At 61.2% G+C, this 16,033-nt stretch carries 13 protein-coding genes; 10 read left to right on the top strand and 3 right to left on the bottom strand.

Translation table 11 applies throughout. The features are described from left to right. Positions 1 to 25 precede the first annotated feature (25 nt). Entirely contained in the window at positions 26 to 2,167 is a 2,142-nt protein-coding gene (locus AC6CHO_RS13215; RefSeq protein ID WP_498215548.1) for a sigma-70 family RNA polymerase sigma factor, read from the bottom strand. 1,044 nt (positions 2,168 to 3,211) lie between these two features. Here AC6CHO_RS13215 and AC6CHO_RS13210 point away from each other — a divergent pair. The 4 genes from AC6CHO_RS13210 to AC6CHO_RS13195 all read left to right on the top strand — a co-directional run bounded on the left by AC6CHO_RS13210 (position 3,212) and on the right by AC6CHO_RS13195 (position 7,507). Next, on the top strand, positions 3,212 to 3,982 hold the full coding sequence (locus AC6CHO_RS13210) for a PIG-L deacetylase family protein (protein WP_498215546.1): 771 nt from the start codon (positions 3,212 to 3,214) through the stop codon (positions 3,980 to 3,982). After that, positions 3,982 to 4,899, top strand: coding sequence for an ATP-grasp domain-containing protein (locus tag AC6CHO_RS13205; protein WP_498215545.1), 918 nt, complete (start codon positions 3,982 to 3,984; stop codon positions 4,897 to 4,899). The genes AC6CHO_RS13210 and AC6CHO_RS13205 overlap by 1 nt, the downstream gene beginning before the upstream one ends. Further along, positions 4,896 to 6,269, top strand: a complete 1,374-nt coding sequence (locus tag AC6CHO_RS13200) for a glycosyltransferase family 2 protein (protein WP_498215543.1) — start codon at positions 4,896 to 4,898, stop codon at positions 6,267 to 6,269. The genes AC6CHO_RS13205 and AC6CHO_RS13200 overlap by 4 nt, the downstream gene beginning before the upstream one ends. 185 nt (positions 6,270 to 6,454) lie before the next feature. Then, on the top strand, positions 6,455 to 7,507 hold the full coding sequence (locus AC6CHO_RS13195; protein WP_498215541.1) for a hypothetical protein: 1,053 nt from the start codon (positions 6,455 to 6,457) through the stop codon (positions 7,505 to 7,507). 29 nt (positions 7,508 to 7,536) lie between these two features. On the opposite strand, the gene AC6CHO_RS13190 is transcribed toward AC6CHO_RS13195, so the two are convergent. Beyond that, on the bottom strand, positions 7,537 to 7,947 hold the full coding sequence (locus AC6CHO_RS13190) for a VOC family protein (protein ID WP_444661637.1): 411 nt from the start codon (positions 7,945 to 7,947) through the stop codon (positions 7,537 to 7,539). 213 nt (positions 7,948 to 8,160) lie between these two features. Here AC6CHO_RS13190 and AC6CHO_RS13185 point away from each other — a divergent pair, with 213 nt between their 5' ends. The 6 genes from AC6CHO_RS13185 (at position 8,161) to AC6CHO_RS13160 (ending at position 14,397) form a co-directional block, all read left to right on the top strand. Continuing rightward, entirely contained in the window at positions 8,161 to 9,204 is a 1,044-nt protein-coding gene (locus tag AC6CHO_RS13185) for a fatty acid desaturase family protein (RefSeq protein ID WP_498215539.1), read from the top strand. Between the two features lie 60 nt (positions 9,205 to 9,264). Then, on the top strand, positions 9,265 to 9,519 hold the full coding sequence (locus tag AC6CHO_RS13180) for a ferredoxin (protein WP_171918834.1): 255 nt from the start codon (positions 9,265 to 9,267) through the stop codon (positions 9,517 to 9,519). Positions 9,520 to 9,613: 94 nt separating this feature from the next. Further along, the gene (locus tag AC6CHO_RS13175; protein ID WP_498215537.1) at positions 9,614 to 10,303 is read left to right on the top strand and encodes an ATP-binding cassette domain-containing protein; all 690 of its coding nucleotides are present in this window, start codon (positions 9,614 to 9,616) and stop codon (positions 10,301 to 10,303) included. Further along, a complete protein-coding gene (locus AC6CHO_RS13170; RefSeq protein ID WP_498215535.1) occupies positions 10,300 to 10,971 on the top strand; it encodes an ATP-binding cassette domain-containing protein in 672 nt (223 codons plus the stop codon). Before AC6CHO_RS13175 ends, AC6CHO_RS13170 begins: the two co-directional genes overlap by 4 nt. Before the next feature lie 41 nt (positions 10,972 to 11,012). Further along, positions 11,013 to 12,533 carry an ABC transporter substrate-binding protein gene (locus AC6CHO_RS13165; RefSeq protein ID WP_498215533.1) on the top strand — a complete coding sequence of 507 codons (1,521 nt, stop codon included), beginning with the start codon at positions 11,013 to 11,015 and terminating at the stop codon, positions 12,531 to 12,533. A gap of 16 nt (positions 12,534 to 12,549) precedes the next feature. Then, positions 12,550 to 14,397, top strand: coding sequence for an ABC transporter permease subunit (locus AC6CHO_RS13160; protein ID WP_498215531.1), 1,848 nt, complete (start codon positions 12,550 to 12,552; stop codon positions 14,395 to 14,397). A gap of 123 nt (positions 14,398 to 14,520) precedes the next feature. Here the strand turns inward: AC6CHO_RS13160 and AC6CHO_RS13155 are convergent, their stop codons facing one another. Continuing rightward, complete coding sequence (locus AC6CHO_RS13155) at positions 14,521 to 16,017, bottom strand: amino acid permease (protein WP_498215529.1); 1,497 nt, start codon at positions 16,015 to 16,017, stop codon at positions 14,521 to 14,523. Positions 16,018 to 16,033: the final 16 nt, after the last annotated feature.

The raw sequence follows: 16,033 nt of genomic DNA, 5'->3' as shown, positions 1-16,033 counted from the left end.
TCCTGGGCAATAGCTTTATCTGCGGCTAGCGCATGCGGAACGAAGTGCTCGACTCAGGACTATCAGGGAAATCGAAACTGATAGTGCGCCACTTGTTCGTTTGCAAAGTCGTCACAGACATCTGCATCGGGCCGGCACACGAAAGCTTGAGCGAGTGAAGTCCCGTCATGCTCCAGCTGCACTGCCCCGAAACGTCCACCACGTCATAAGCCAGGTTTTTCATCCCAATGTTGACAATGTAATGCTGGGCATCATCTGATGGAGTGATATCGAAGGTGTACGTCGGCAGATACGGATGGCCGTCTCTGCTCATAGCCACGGCAAACGATTCTTGTGGCCCAATGCTCGGGGATTCCGTCGGTTCTGAACTTGGCTCTGGCGTTGGCGCAAGAGTCGGTTCAATGGTCGGTGTTGGTTCAACAGTGGGCTCTGGCGTTTGAGTCGGCTCTGCAGTCGGTTCAACAGTAGGTTCCGGCGTCGGCTCCACGGTTGGCTCAGGGCTCGGTTCAACAGTAGGTTCCGGCGTCGGCTCCACGGTTGGCTCAGGGCTCGGTTCAACAGTAGGTTCCGGCGTCGGCTCTGCAGTAGGCGTTTCACTAACCCCAGGCGTTGGCTCAACAGTCGGCTCCACTGTTAGCTCAGGGCTAGGCTCTTCCGTCGGAATTTCAGATTCGACTGACGTTGGTCCGACAGTCGGCCCGACGCTCGGCTCGCTCGTCGTCAAACTAGGCGCAGGCTGCGAGGAAACTTCAGGAACAGGCTCGGCTGAAGGCTCCACCGTCTGAGTCGCTGAAACCTCAGCGCTAACCTCGCCGCTTGGTTCTGTTTCTGGATTAGAACTCTCGCTTGGATCCACGGCATTGACCGTTGGAGTCTGGGATACTGCAATCGTCGAGGATGGCCCCGAGGACGGTTCTGTCGATAGTTCCAGGTCTGGAACTTGCGCGAAAACGCTTGGCTCCGGCGGGACAAACTCCTGCTCGGGCACTGGATCAACAAACCCAGGAGTATGAGCAAGATACTCCGACGGCGAAGGGTCCAAAGTCGGCACAGGCTGGGACAGCGTGGATCGATCAAAATTATCCGCTGATTGAGTGCTTTCAGGAACGAGCACTTCAGATGCCGGACCAGGATTGTATTCGTTTGCGCTCGCAGGTGGTATCGGCTTAGGGTCCGCACTCTTAAAAGCATTAGGAAAAATGCCTGCCGCAGCAGCGATAGCAGTCGTGGCCAACAAGCCAACACCCACGGATGACGCCAGCACCCCACCGCTGGTTACGCCAACGCCAACGGCATTTGCGGTTCCACCAGCAGTAGCGCCAGCACCAGCTGTCGCTACTGCTCCCACACTTCCGGCGCCTGCGATACCGCCTGCCGCTGGCACGCCAAGTGCAGTGGTGCCACCAACCACCAACGGCAAGATAAAGATGCGTAGGCTGGTGCCGACCTCGGTGAGTTCCGAGAAGACTTCGGTGCACTCAGCGCAAGTCTTCAAATGCTGCTTGACTGCTTTTTTGTCTTTGCTCTTAATGGTTCCTCGAACCAGCGAGGGCAAGTGTTTTCTGGCTTCCGCGCACTCTTGCGGAAGCCCGGAAAGCACCTTCATATGCGCCGTGAGATAAGCCTGGCGTAGCCCTTCCCTCGCACGGATGGTCAAGGCCGAAACTGCATTAGGCGATATCCCGAGAATCGGAGCGATTTCACGTGGAGCAAGTCCCTCAACCTCGACATACCAAAGCGCCATCCTCCAGCGTTCAGGCAAGGACTTAAACGCGTTGATGATAAATGATGATTCGGCCCTCTCCATCACATCGTCTGCATATGCGTCCCGCAAATGAAACTCTTTGAGATCATCGACGACAATCTGCTTCGACGCAGCCTTATTTCTGGCGAAGGCGCAACGCGATACAGCGGTCAACAAATAGGCGCGGAAAAATTCTTGGGGTCCAGAGCCACGTTCGATGGCTTGGAAGACCTTCAAAAATGCTTCCGAAACAATGTCTTCTGCCTCAGACGAAGTGTCGGTATGACGATAGGCGACAGCCAGCGCAACCTGCTTATGGCGTCGATAAAGATGCGCTTGAGATTCTCTATCTCCCCCGCGAATCCCTCGGATTAAGTGTGCATCGCTGAGTTCAGCGAAAATCTCTCCCGAATCTATGGTCATAGCGCCCCCAAAACGTCTACGGCATTCAGCTGGCCATCACGTTCCTGGCCATCTGCATCATTCCCCAAATTTGCGACCCACACAACGTCCACGGCCAAGATCCCACCCTTAGCCCCCTTGCCTCGAGCCACCGACAGGGTCACGCCGCGTGTATCGACAGTAAAGGACGATTCCACACGAACATCGTCGCTAAGTCCCGCTGCTTGATTTCCTGCTCGCATTTCATCTCCCTTGCATGTTCTTCCACGCCACTTCAGTGGCTACCTGGCCGCGCATTTCCAGCACTGAAGTTGTGCGTTGCACATCGCGCAGTCTCGCGCGTACATATTTTTAGACCACAGAATTCGACGATCGTGACGCTGCTTTCGAAAAAACTTTATTTTTCTTTTCCCGCTTCCCGCGGACACAGATCTGCGTTCTAGCCATCATCTCAAGGAATTACTTCCATAGTAGAAATTGTGAGGAAAAGCTCTGCTCGCTGCTCGCGGGTCACACCGACCCCTACCAACCCTGCGAAAAATATCCCCGTCAACCTGAGAAAAGTGTGATCCAGGCGACCCTGACGCTGCACTGAAGATGGGGTGCGGCAATCAGAAAATTCTCGGGAATCTTCAAAGTGTCGATTGACCTGATTCTTTATGAGGAAAAGCCAAACCATCCTGAACACTCAAGGAATTTTCTTCATATCCCCGCGTCACGATTCGCGCCACACGCTGTCTACAAGATATATCCATCACTCGCAGAGAACGGATAAATCTGAGGTATCGACGTGGCATTGGAACGCGGGGGCAATTCCAATGCCACGTCCACCTCTGTCTGATGTGCGCTCCACATCAGACGCAAGATTTATCGCTCCTTCGTTGACGGATTTGCATTCGGAAGTCCAAGAAGGAGAGCAATATGCAAGCGACCATCAGTGTCTTCGCGCTACTCGTTTCAATCACGGGTATTTCGACGGCTCTTAGCCGTTGGGGCAGGCGTTGGCTAGCACGTGATTTTGCAAACCACCGGCTGATCTTGATCATTTGGGTGGCAGGAAACTTCGTGTTGCTTGTCTCAGTCATCGGCTATCTCTCCGTGCCCAAGAACGCAGAACTTTGGGCAGGATTCGCCATCATCACCGCCATCTGGCTCTTCATTTTTTCAATGGCGAGCATCTTCTTGCAGAGACGTCCGGCACGAAGCGAAAACCCCAAGCGGTTCCTCGCCGTTGGCGCACACCCCGACGATGTTGAATTGGCATGCGGCGCGACCATTGCCAAACTCGTTGATTCCGGACATGAGGTGCGCATCATGGTGATGTCTCAAGGAGAAAACGGCGGCAACGCGCCACGACGAATCCGCGAAGCACAACGCGGAGCCGCTTATCTCGGGGCGCAATCCCACTCAGTCCAGGACTTCTGTGACACCCGCCTCTCGGAAAGCTCCAACGAGATGGTGGCAGCAATCGAACAGGAACTTGCACTTTTTAAGCCTGATGTTGTCCTCACGCACTCCGCCACCGACATCCACCAGGACCACGAAGCAGTACACCGCGCGGTGATGCGCGCAGGGCGAAAGCTCCCCTCCATCCTCTGCTTCGAAAGCCCCTCGGTAGGTCAAGACTTCTCGCCAAAATTCTTTGTTGATGTAGAGAAGTACACCGATGTCAAGGTCGAGGCCATCAAGCTGCATTCGGATCAACGCACCAAGCCCTACATGACTGGCACTCGCACTAAAGCCATCGCCAACTTCCGCGGAAGCCAAGTCAAGCAGAAAAGCGCCGAAGGGTTTGAAGTGATGCGTTTGGTTTCAAAGACGGTAGGAGACTTTTAATGAACATTCTTATTACCGGAGTTGGAGGGCCAGCCGGAAGCAGTTTGGCACGCCAGCTCCATGACCGTGGCCACCAAGTCATCGGGGTGGATATGAACCCGGTGGAGGACGAACATCTTGGCGTCTTCCTGCAGGTGCCCGCGGCGCGCGATGCGAGCTACGTTCACGCTCTTCGGGAGATCATCAGACAACAGGATGTTGCTCTGGTCATTCCCACAGTCAGCGAAGAACTGCCCATCCTGGCAATGGATCAGAATCGCGAACTGCTGGAATCAGCTGGGGCTGCAGTTCTGCTGTCTTCAGAAACGTCAATCCGCATCGCCGACGATAAGTACCTGACGATGCTGGTCCTCAACGATGACCACGTACCCGTACCGGATTTCGTTCGTGGCGACCTTTATGGCCGCCCCTCGGTGACAGGGTTCCTCCCCCACCAGTATGCCATCGTCAAGCCCCGAGTCTCCCGCGGTGGCCGTGGGGTGCGCCTGCTCGCTTCGTCCCAGCTGACAGATGGTTCACAAGACCTGTCGTCTTTGGATCTGGTCCAGCGTTTCGCTCCAGGGCGCGAATTCGCTCCGATGCTCTTCCGCCATCCTGACACCAAAAAAGTTGATATGTGCGTTGTCGTGGAGAAAACAGAATTACGCGAAGGTCTCATAGGCAACGCGGTATCTGTACAGCGCTGCGAATTCAATGCCACCACAGCCCATGTGGCCCAGGTGGCTAGAGCCGCGGTAGCCAGCCTTGACCTGGTCGGGCCGGTGGATCTGGATATCCGCCTGACCGACGAGGGCCAGCCGGTGGTTCTAGAGATCAATGCGCGCTTTGGCGCCAATAGCGCGGCAGCACCGGAGTTGGTGGATTCAGTGCTTCAGTTTGCCAGTTCCCCTGTCCCGGGCAAGGTGGGCAATGCATGAGTTCAGCACTGGTCATCGTCTTTAACGCGGCGATTGCCCTCATCATCATTTTTGGAACCATCAAGTTGGCCTACATCCCACTGGCCATCTGGTTTGAAGTTCGCCGTGGATTGCTGTTTACGCGCAACGGAAAACTCACAAGGCTCCCTCCAGGGTTCCCGCATGCCGAGCAGGAATTGCGCCGGCCCCGCGGACGTTCTCGCCGGGCGGCCCGATACTTCGGGACAACCCCAAATTACCAAGTATCGGTCATCGTTCCGGCCTACAACGAGGGCGTAGTGCTGCGCGCCTGCGTTGAATCAATTGTGCGTACCAAAGGCGAGCTGGCAGAAGTCATCATCGTGGACGACGGGTCCACCGATGACACTGCGGCGGTCATGCACGAATTGGCGCAAGCCCACTCGATGGTGCGAGCCATTACCCAGCCCAATGCCGGCAAGGGAGCCGCGCTGAATCGCGGCATAAAAGAAGCCACCGGGGATGTGCTGTTGTTTGTTGATGCCGATGGCATCTTCTCACCCGTGACCATTCCATGGCTGCTCGCCGGGTTCCGCGATGCATCGGTGGGTGCAGTCTGCGGGGATGACCGGCCGGTCAATCTAGACCGAGTCCTGACCCGCATGCTCTCGGTGCTCTCCCACATGGGAACCGGCATGGTGCGCCGCTCCCTGTCTCTGCTGCATTGCCTACCGGTAGTCTCCGGAAATATCGGCGCCTTCCGTGCCGACCTGGTCCGCGAACTCGGTGGCTTCCGCACCGATACCGTGGGCGAGGATTTGGAGCTGACCTGGCGGATATACGATGCCGGTTACCGGGTCGCTTTTGAACCCCGTGCCATTGTCCTGGCCGAGTCGCCCTCCACCCTGCGAGCGTTATGGAAGCAACGCGTGCGGTGGGCGCGAGGACTGCTGCAGTCCATCAAAATCCATTGGCGGCTTCACGGCAATCCACGGGTGGGGCCTTTTGGGCCCTTCCTGCTCTTCAATTTTCTCACCATGGTTTTTGTCCCGGTAGCCCAACTCTTTGTTCTGGCCGCCTTGGCCTATCTGGTGCCATCCGGCCAGGTGTCAATCACCAACGATGATCAAACCTCGATGCTGTGGAAAGTTATTGCCATCCTCAGCTGGGCGGGCTTGGGGATCACCGTAATCTCTGTTGTCATTGGCATCATCTTGAATACCGCGTGGCGGGATTTTTTGAATCTGTGGACCTTCCCGCTATGGCCCCTCTACGCAACAGCCATGGGCATGACCATGGTGGCCGCAATTGTTCTTGAAATCCGCGGGCAGCCCGCGCAATGGAACAAGCTCCAACGCACCGGTGTAGTCTCCAGCCACGAATTCAGCGCAATTTTGGGCAGCGACGGATGATCACGGACCGGGGTTCGCGTCGTAAACGGAGGCTGTTGCTGCTCTCTGTATTGCTGCTGAGCCTGGTTAGTGTGCCGCCGTATGGGCGAACCTCGGCCGAAACCCGAATTTATCACCCGGTACCTGCTGCCCAAGAAGAGTGCCTAAGCACGGTCCAGCGGCCAGAGAAAGAACGTAATAACCCGATGAAAAGCGATGCCGCCAATGCTCGTGTGGTCAATATCGGTTTCGAGGACGTCACTAGTGCGGACCCAACGCGGATTCCAGAAATCGCCGAGCAGCTTGACTCCGTCAACGCCACCGGGGTGTCCATTTCCGTGGGCCGCTTGGACTGGATCGGTTTCCCCTGGGCCGAAAACAAAGACATGCAATCCAGCGAGGTGGAAGACACCGGACGCGACTATGTGCGCGAGGCTATCGATGCATTTATCTGCAGCGATCGCGGAGCCCGACGCACCATCTCGCTGAACATCGACACCCTCCTAGGCCGCGAGCTTGAGCAGCGCCCGGAAATCGCTGGCGTCAATGCGCAAGGAGAAGCATCAAAGAATTGGACCAGTATCTCTTCGTGGAAGTATTCCGGACTCACGGAGCGTCTCACCGAGCTCGCTTCAGAACTCGTTCAGCGTTATTCGCCAGATAGCATCAACATCACCGAAATGATGTTTCCGTCCTACACTTTCGGTGATGCGGACTTGACTGATTTCCAAAAATTCAGCGGCATGAATAGCTGGCCTCTGCACCCCGACGGTTTGATCGATACGGATGCCGCCGCTATCTACGAGTGGCGTAGCGATGCAGTTGGCAAGATCATGGCCGAGGTGGCCACCCAGTTGTCCGGCACCGACGTGGAGCTGACTATGGATGTGCGCTCCCCCATTAACGGAGATTTGCGAGGTCGTCTGGACTCCGGGCAAGACTACGCAGCACTACTGGAAATGGTTGATCGACTGAACATCTGGAATTTCCAGGGCATCGACTCCACCAGCTACTATGCTACCGATCAGCTGGCCGGCTTCTATGTGGATCAGGATTCCACGCGCTATGGCATAGAGATTGGGCTTTGGGACTCCGACGGTGCCATCAGCCCGGAAGCATTGGAAAAAGAACTGCTGCTCGCCGAAGACTGCAACGTACCTTACGTATCCATTACGCCCACTTCGTTAATGGATCAGGGAGCGTGGGACCTCTTGCGTCGCGTTTGGGGCTCGCCTCAGACTGCCGCGACGGGAGAATAGCGTCATTTCCCGTCGCAGCAGGCCAATGCCTAGTGAACCGGAGGATGCTCTGCAATGCAGAAGAGATTGCCTTCTGGGTCAGCCAAGGTGGTCCACTGAACATGTTCATGCTCTTCAAGAACATCCCACTGATACGTTGCACCCAGATCGATGGCACGTTGAACTTCTTGCGCCCGTGATCCCCAAGGAACAGTTAGATCCATATGCGAGTCCTGCGACTGCAGACGTGGCCCGCTGCTTGGCTGGAAAAACATTCCAAAGCCGTCTGGCCCATTTGGTGCAAGATAGAAGCTGTCACCTCCACCGGAGATTTCGTTGCCGGTCACTGCCGACCAGAAGGTCGCTTGCGCCTGTGGGTTTTCGGCGGTCATGTTGATGGCGCCGAGAGAAATCTTTAAAGAGCTCATTTCCTCACGATAACCTGCATTGCTCTCGATCACTGCCAGCCGGCCTCGATGCTTTCATGCGGATATTGAGGGCCTCCGAGGTGCTACCCCGCACAGTCGATTCTTGATCGCTCACAATTGCCCGCCACACTGACACATCAGCTGTTAAACCTATACGTGGCAGACGGCTGAGCCTATGGTGGTCTCATAGGCCTCTGCTGTCGCCATCGGAGGTCCAAGGAAATCTCATCTTGATCGAGGCTCCCCATGAAATCCCACCGCTATGACGAAAGCTACCGTCAGCTAAGTGCCGAGGTGCATGATGCCGGCCTAGTCCGGCGCAGGTACGCCTATTATGCCGTGTCCATTCTGGGATGGATACTGGCCCTGGCGGCCATCCTGGGTGCGGTTGCCGCCCTTGGGGATACCTGGTTTCAGCTCATCGTCGCGGTACTGGCGGGCGTCGTCCTCACCCAACTTGGCTTCCTGACCCATGAAGCCGCGCACCGTTCGATCTTCGCTTCGCGGGCGTGGAACGAATGGACCTCGCGGTGCATCTCCGGACTGCTGATGGGCCTGAGCTACAGCTGGTGGATGGCAAAGCACAATACCCATCATGCCCATCCGAACAAGGAGGACGCGGACCCGGATGTCCAATCGACCGTCCTGGTTCTCACTCCCGGTGCCAGCGTCCGCCGAACGGGCTTGCCCGCTGAGATTTCCCGTTTCCAGGGCTGGTTCTTCCTTCCGCTGCTGTGCTTCGAAGGGCTTAACCTGCACGTTGCTTCCTTGAAGATGCTGTTCTTCACCCCGAAGGTGAAGCACCGGCTAGTCGAACTCCTGATGATCATTGCCCGGCACGGCGCCCTGGCGTATTTCCTCTGGACGTTCTTGCCTGCGGGAAAGGCGCTGGCGTTCCTGGGGGTCCAGCTCGTGGTTTTCGGGGTGATGCTTGGTGGAGCCTTCGCGCTGAACCACATCGGAATGCCGACGGTCCCCCCTGGTATCCATCTTGATTTCCTCAGACGGCAAGTTCTCATGTCCCGGAATATCACCGACGGCCCGCTGGTTCGATTCCTTATGGGCGGATTGCAGTACCAAATCGAGCACCATCTGTTTCCCGTCATCCCACGCTCCCGGCTTCCCGAGGCGCAACTACTGATCCGCCAGCGGTGCAAGCAGCTGGGCATCAAGTACACCGAAAGAACCTTGCCCCAGGCCTTCATCCACGTAGTCTCGTACCTGAACCAAGTGGGCTTGAGAACCCAAGACCCCTATGCCTGCCCTCTGGTCCAACGCTACCGCGGCTGAGCTGCCCATCCAGGAATCCCCACGCGGCCGAGACCGCACGAGAGCCCAGAGGAGCCAAGAATGAAAATCAGGGTGCACGGCGCCATGTGCATCGCCTCGGGGAATTGCGGTTTAACTGCTCCGCGTTCCTTCCAGAATCGCGCGGAAAATGGCGGTTTTGCAGAGCTGTTGCAGGAAGAACCAGCTCCAGGTGATGAACAGGCCGCGCTGGAGGCCGAATATCTGTGCCCGTCGGGGGCGATACAGATTGACAAGCACCGGATTCCAGCCCCAGGGACCGGGAGCGATCAGCACGGGGAACAGCCCGGTTCGTAAAAGGTGAAATGCTTGCTCCCCGCAAGGTCCCGTCGCCTGCACCGGTGGCATGATTTGCACGCCACGCACAGGTTAAGTGATAATCATTCTCATTATGATTAACAAGGGGAAGCGGCCTCGCGCCCACAGCGCCACGGAACTGTTCTCATTGAACAACTGCACGCTCTGCCTGCCCGGCGCATCCCGGCCGCTGCTGGAGATCCCGAGCCTGCAGATCCGCTCCGGCGAGTGCCTGGTGATCACAGGCCCTTCGGGCAGCGGCAAATCCCTGCTGCTCTCGATGATCACCGGACGCTGGGCCGCGGAGCTGGATTACGCCGGGACTCGCACCAGCGGCTGCGAACGCATCGGCTACATACCGCAGCGAGGCCAAGACGCGTTGCATCCGCTGATGCCGCTGGGCCGCCAACTGCGCAAGGCCACCGGCCGCAGCGCCCAGGACGTCGCGGAAACCCTGGCCGCGGTCGGCCTGGACGATCCGCAGCTGCTGCAGCGCCGCCCCGCAGAGCTCTCCGGGGGCCAGGCACAACGTGCCGCCGTGGCCCTGGCCGCGCTCAGCTCAGCCCCTCTGATCCTGGCCGATGAACCCACCAGCGCCCTGGATGAGGCATCACGCGACAAGATCCTCTGCCTGCTGGACACCGTGGTTTCCGCGCAGAAGGCGCTGGTGGTCGTCACCCATGATCCCGACGTTGCCGACACCCTGGCCACACGGCGCATCCAGCTGGACTCCGGAAAGCTGCGCGACGATCCGGCGCCCGCACTGCAGGCGGTGCCGGCATGAGCCACCCGGTGCTCGAGGCAACTTCAGTAGCCGCAATGCGCGGCACCGGTCCCAGCGCCCGGCAGGTCCTGGCCCCTCTCTCCCTGTCCCTGGATGCCGGGGAATCCGTGGCCATCACCGGTGCCTCCGGTGCCGGAAAATCCACGCTGGCCGACATCATCCTGGGACTGGGCGATCCCTCCGCGGGGCAGGTGAAGGTGCTCGGCGTGCCGTGGTCGCTGCCCGGCAGGAATCTCTCGGCGCAGCGCAGGCACCTCGTCCAAGGCGTCCCGCAGGATGCCGCGGCGGCCTTCGTGCCACGGTATTCCATCCGCAAGTCCCTGCACCTGGCGCTCTCGCGCCTGGCACCGCAGGCCGCCGCGGAAGAGCAGGTCGAGCGGGCCGCCCACGTGGCCCGATTCGACCCCTCCCTGCTGGACCGGCGTCCACGCGAGCTCTCCGGCGGCCAGGCACAGCGGGCGGCCTTGGCCCGCGCGCTGGTTGTTGCCCCGGCGCTGCTGGTCGCCGATGAACCCACCAGCGCCCTGGACGCCGCCACCGCGGGCGAAGTGGCAGAGAATTTGTTCACGACCGCGAAGGACACCGGAATCGCGCTGCTGCTGATCACCCATGACCTGCAGCTCGCGGCCCGCTGTTCACGACAACTATCCATCAGCGCGCCCCGCTGATCACCGCACATCACCGATCCACCTGCAAGGAACACACTTTCATGGCTCGTCGCCGCAGCACCTCCCTGCCCTTCCTCCTGGTCCCGCTCGCTGCCACCTTGGCGCTGACCGGCTGCTTCTCCGCCTCAGCCGAGCCAGCCGGCAGCACCGGCCGCATTTCGGTGGCCCACATGCAGCCGCCCCGCTCGGGCCTGGACCCGTTGAGCGATGACGCGTTCAAGCTTTCACGCTGGTCCACCGCCGAAACCCTGGTGTCCCTCAACGAATCCGGCGATGCCACCCCCGGGCTGGCCACCGCCTGGCAACGCACCAACGACACGACCTGGGAAATCACCATCCGCGAGGGCGTCAGCTTCCACAACGGCGAACCCTTGACGGCCGCGGCGGCTGCCAACTCGCTGCAGGCGGCCATCGATGCCACCCCCGTGCCGCGCATCCTCAACGGCACCGCCTTGAAAGTCGCCGTGGTCGACGGGCACACCCTGAGGATCACCACTGGCGATCCCGACCCGCTGCTGCCCCAGCGCCTTTCCAGCCCGCAGCTGGCCATCTTCGACGCTGCCGCCTACACCGATCACGGGGTCGATCCGGTGAACACCGGAACCGGCCCGTTCAAGATCACCGCGGTCGACGGCATCTCCGGGGCGAGCCTGGAACGCTTCGAAGGGTACTGGGGCGTAGCGGCAGCCGCCGAGGGCATCGACGTGAAGTTCGTCCCGGATGGAACTGCCCGCACCGCGGCGCTGCGCACCGGAGAAGCCGACATCGTCGAGGCCATTCCGGCGGGCCAAGCCTCCACCGTGGACCAGGAGCTGCTCACCGAAGTCCCGATGCCGCGGACCAATACGCTGTACCTGAACACCAAGAAGGGCCCCTTCGCCGATCCCGCAGTGCGCGCCGCCGCCCGCGAAGCCATCGACCGCGCTGCCATCATCGAATCCGTCTACGAGGACCGCGCCGATGTCGCCGAAGGCCTGCTCGGCCCGGCACTGCCCTACGCCGCCGGGTACCGCGACGATGCCGAGTACAAGGAACTGCTGGCCCACCGCGCTCATCCGGCCAAGGTCAAGGACGTCAAGATCTCGCTGGGCACCTTCACCGACCGCGCGGAGCTTCCCGAGGTGGCCGTCATCCTCGAGCAGCAGCTGGAAGCGGCCGGCTTCGACGTCCAGCAGGATGTGCGCGAATACCAGTACATCGAGGCCGACGCCCTGGACGGCGCCTTCGACGCCTTCATCCTCTCCCGCGCCACGGTCCTGGACTCCGGGGACCCGGTGGCCTACTTCGCCTCGGACTTCACCTGCGAGGGCGGCTTCGCCATCTCCCAGCTGTGCGATGCCCAGGTCGAAAAGAGCATCACCAGCGCGTCGGAAACCGAGGCCGGCACCGGCCGCCAGCGCGCCATCATGCTGGCCGAAGCACGGATCCTGGGAACCGATGCGGCTATCCCGCTGCTGCATGAGCGGGTGATCCAAGGCGAGAATGCCGCCGTATCCGGTGCTGCCCAGGATCCGCGCGAACGCGCGCTGGTCACCGCCCAGACGCAGCGCGACGCCAAGTAGCCCGAAGGCACAGCGCATGAAATTCCCCCGCTTCACCAGGCAGAAAACCTCCCTGGTATCAGCCGCCTCCTATCTGCTCAGCGCCCTGGTGCTGCTCCTGCTCGCCGGAGCCTTGCCCTGGCTCTCGCGCACCGATCCGGCCGCCGCAGTGCTGCGCGCCCGCTATGCGGAGCTGGAGCCCACGCCGCAGGCGCTGGCCGCCATTCGCGAGCAGCTTGGATTGGGCCAGGGGCCGCTGCATTCGAGCCTGCAGTGGTGGGCCGGCGTGCTGCGCGGGGATCTGGGCTCTTCCTGGGTCAGCGGCGCACCAATCGGCCCCGGAGCCTGGCAGGCCCTGTCCGTCTCGGCCACGCTCACGGCCTTCGCCAGCGCGGCGGCCCTGCTGGTCGCGCTGTGCCTGATCACCCCGGCGATGCTGCGGGTGCTGCGCGACAAGCCGCAGACCGGTTCCGGCCCGCTGGGCGTTGCGCTGACTGCCCTGCCCGAATTCCTGCTGGCCAGCATCCTGCTGGTGCTGGTCGCGGTGAAGCTGGAATGGCTGCCGCCCTATGGCTGGAGTGGGCTGGATACCGCGGTCTTGCCGGCATTGGCCCTGGGCATCCCGGCCGGCGGGCTGCTGGGCCGGCTGCTGGCCGATGCCATTGCCTCGGTAGCCGGCGAGCGCTGGGTGATGGTCTGGCGGATGGCCGGAGCCCCGCGACCGGTGCTGCTGGCCGGGGTGCTGCGCCGTGCGGCGGCTGGAATCATCGACCAGTTCGGCCTGGTATTCATCGGCCTGCTGGGCGGGGCGGTCGCCGTGGAACAGGTCTTTGCCATTCCCGGCCTGGGACGCTTCCTGCTCGGCTCGGCCAATGCGCAGGATATCCCGGCGCTGCAGGCGGGATTGCTGCTGATGGCCGGAACGGCACTGCTCATCGGATTGCTGGCCAGCGCCGCCCGGCGCTGGCTGCGTGGTGGTCCGCTGCCCGCCGGGGCCCTCTCCGCCCCGCCGGAATTCCGCGGCAAATCCTCCTTGCTGCGCTGGACTGCGGGGATCACCTGCACGGGCTTGCTGGCCATCATGGCCTTCGGCTTGCCCCGCGACCCCTACGCGACCAGCCACCAGCGGCTGGCTGCGCCGAGCTGGGCTCTGCCTTTCGGCGCTGATGCCAGCGGCCGGGACCTGCTGGGCCGGGTGGCCCATGGAACCCTGGGCACGGTGGCCCCGGCGGTGCTGATCGTGCTGTGCGCCGTGGCCGTAGGCCTGCTGCTGGCCGGGCTGGGCGAGATCTCCCGCGGGCCGTCGGCGATTGCCAATGCCACCCCGCCAATCCTGGCCGGCGTCGTGATTGCCGCGCTGCTCGGACCCTCGGTGATCGGCGCCGCCGTGGCGGTGCTGTGGGTGACCTGGCCCCCGTTGTCCGCCCATGCCGCGGCACTTTTCGAGGAAGCGCGGGCCATGCCGCATATCCGCTGGTTGCCGCTGTCCGGGGTTCGCCGCGGGGAAATCTTCGTCAAGCACTTGTTGCCGTCTATCATCCCGGCCTTGCTGCGCCATGGCATGCTGCGCCTTCCCGGAGTGGCCCTGGCGCTGGCGGCGTTGGGCTTCCTGGGCCTGGGTGCCCAGCCTCCCACCCCGGAATGGGGTTTGCTGCTGTCCGAAGGCATCGGCTACGTCGAGCGCGCCCCCTGGACGGTCTTCGCCCCAGCACTCTCGCTGGTGCTGACCTCGGTCTGCGCGGTGGCCGTTGCGGGGATGAGCCCCTCCCGGCGTCCTTCGAAACATTCCGGACTTTCCGATGCCGGCACCACGGCGCCAGCGGTGAAGGCAGCGCCTGCTGCTTCTGCACCCGCCGCTGCCGGCGCGGTACGCAGCAACGGCTGAATTCTGGCCTGTCTGCCCTGGAGCTATTTCCAGGCCGCATGGATGCTTGGGCTCGGGTCAAGACGGCAATCGCCCCCAGCCGCAATGTACGGCTGAGGGCGATTGCTGCCTGCTGAATAATCCCTAGTGCTCGCTGACGCGCTCACCTTCGTTCTCGTCTTGGATCGCCGGGGCGCCGTCCGAGGCACCGCGCTTCTTCAGGTTCCTGCGCACCAGCGGCCACAGGGCAACCAGCACCACGGTGGCCAGCAAGCTGGTCCACACCTGGGTCCGGCCGCTCTCGGAGCTGAGCATGACACCCAGCACGCCCGCGATGGCGGCAAACAGCAGGATGTTCAGCCACGGGTGCAGCCACATCTTCAGCTTCAGTCCCGCAACTTCTTCCGCCGTCATCTTCTGGCGCAAGCGCATCTGCGTCAGCGATATGAACACGTAGACGAACAATGCCACCAGGCCTGCGGAGTTCATGATGAAGTCGAAGACGCCCGAATCGGGAGCAGCGAAGTTCACGATGGTCGCGATCACCGCACCGGACGTGGAAGCCACCAGCGCCCACAGCGGGACGCCGTTCTTGGAGCGGCGGGCCACGAACTTGGGAGCGAACCCCTGATCAGCCAGGGCGGCGAACATCCGCGAGGCCGAATACAGCCCGGAATTGAGCACGGAAATCACCGCGGTGAAGATGACCAGCTGCATGATCATCGCGGCTCCGGGCAGGCCGAGCAATTCAAAGACCTTGGTGAATGGCGCGGCGGCCACATTCACCGGCTCAGGCAGCTCATCCCATGGAATCACCATGGTGATGACCAGTACGGCGCCGACAAAGAAGAGCAGGATACGCCAGATCACGGTGCTGGTGGCCTGCTTGATTCCCTTGGCCGGATCCTCCGACTCGGCTGCTGCCATCACAGCGATCTCGGTGCCGAAGTAGGAGAAAATCACCAGCGCCACACCGGTGAGCGCCACCCCGAAACCATTGGGGGCGAAGCCGCCGTGATCCCACAGGTTGCTGACCGAAATTTCGGCATCAGGCCACAGGCCCAACGCGAAGAGCAGGCCAGCGCCGAGGAAGACCACGATGGCCAGGACCTTGATGCTCGCCAGCCAGAATTCGACCTCGCCGAAGGTGCGCACCGAAATCGCATTGGTGCCGATGAATACCAGGATCAAGATCAGCGACCAGGCCCATGCCGGAACGAAGGCAAACCAGGAGTTCAGGGTTTCACCGCCAAGCACCGCTTCGTAGGCGAGCACCCCGACCCAGAAATACCAGTACAGCCAGCCCACCAGATAAGCGGCCCAATTGCCCAGCCCTACTCGGGCATATTCCATGAAGGAACCGATCGTTGGGCGTGCGGCGGCCATCTCTCCGAGCATCCGCATGGCAAGAAATACCAGCAGGCCTCCAATGAGGTAGGAGATGATGGCCGCTGGCCCCACCGAGCGGATGACGTTGCCCGAACCGACGAACAGGCTGGCGCCAATGATGCCTCCGAGGGTAATCATCATCACGTGGCGCGAGCGAAGCCGCTGGGGCTGCGCCGGTGTGCCGGTCGCGGTGCCGGAGGAACCCTGCGGTTCCTGCGGCGCCGGCAATGGGGGGTCTTGTGTTCCTGCCATGGCTACCTCACTGGAG

The organism is Glutamicibacter sp. GQ173 (assembly GCF_059759215.1).
The sequence above is the reverse complement of the archived record's forward strand: the minus strand, read 5'-3'. Positions and strand labels throughout refer to the sequence as shown.

Excerpts from the sequence above, each read along its gene's own strand:
- AC6CHO_RS13215 (WP_498215548.1), bottom strand. The coding sequence starts at position 2,167 with ATGACCATAGATTCGGGAGAGATTTTCGCTGAACTCAGCGATGCACAC.
- AC6CHO_RS13205 (WP_498215545.1), top strand. The coding sequence starts at position 3,982 with ATGAACATTCTTATTACCGGAGTTGGAGGGCCAGCCGGAAGCAGTTTG.
- AC6CHO_RS13200 (WP_498215543.1), top strand. The coding sequence starts at position 4,896 with ATGAGTTCAGCACTGGTCATCGTCTTTAACGCGGCGATTGCCCTCATC.
- AC6CHO_RS13195 (WP_498215541.1), top strand. The coding sequence starts at position 6,455 with ATGAAAAGCGATGCCGCCAATGCTCGTGTGGTCAATATCGGTTTCGAG.
- AC6CHO_RS13185 (WP_498215539.1), top strand. The coding sequence starts at position 8,161 with ATGAAATCCCACCGCTATGACGAAAGCTACCGTCAGCTAAGTGCCGAG.
- AC6CHO_RS13180 (WP_171918834.1), top strand. The coding sequence starts at position 9,265 with ATGAAAATCAGGGTGCACGGCGCCATGTGCATCGCCTCGGGGAATTGC.
- AC6CHO_RS13175 (WP_498215537.1), top strand. The coding sequence starts at position 9,614 with ATGATTAACAAGGGGAAGCGGCCTCGCGCCCACAGCGCCACGGAACTG.
- AC6CHO_RS13170 (WP_498215535.1), top strand. The coding sequence starts at position 10,300 with ATGAGCCACCCGGTGCTCGAGGCAACTTCAGTAGCCGCAATGCGCGGC.
- AC6CHO_RS13165 (WP_498215533.1), top strand. The coding sequence starts at position 11,013 with ATGGCTCGTCGCCGCAGCACCTCCCTGCCCTTCCTCCTGGTCCCGCTC.
- AC6CHO_RS13160 (WP_498215531.1), top strand. The coding sequence starts at position 12,550 with ATGAAATTCCCCCGCTTCACCAGGCAGAAAACCTCCCTGGTATCAGCC.
- AC6CHO_RS13155 (WP_498215529.1), bottom strand. The coding sequence starts at position 16,017 with ATGGCAGGAACACAAGACCCCCCATTGCCGGCGCCGCAGGAACCGCAG.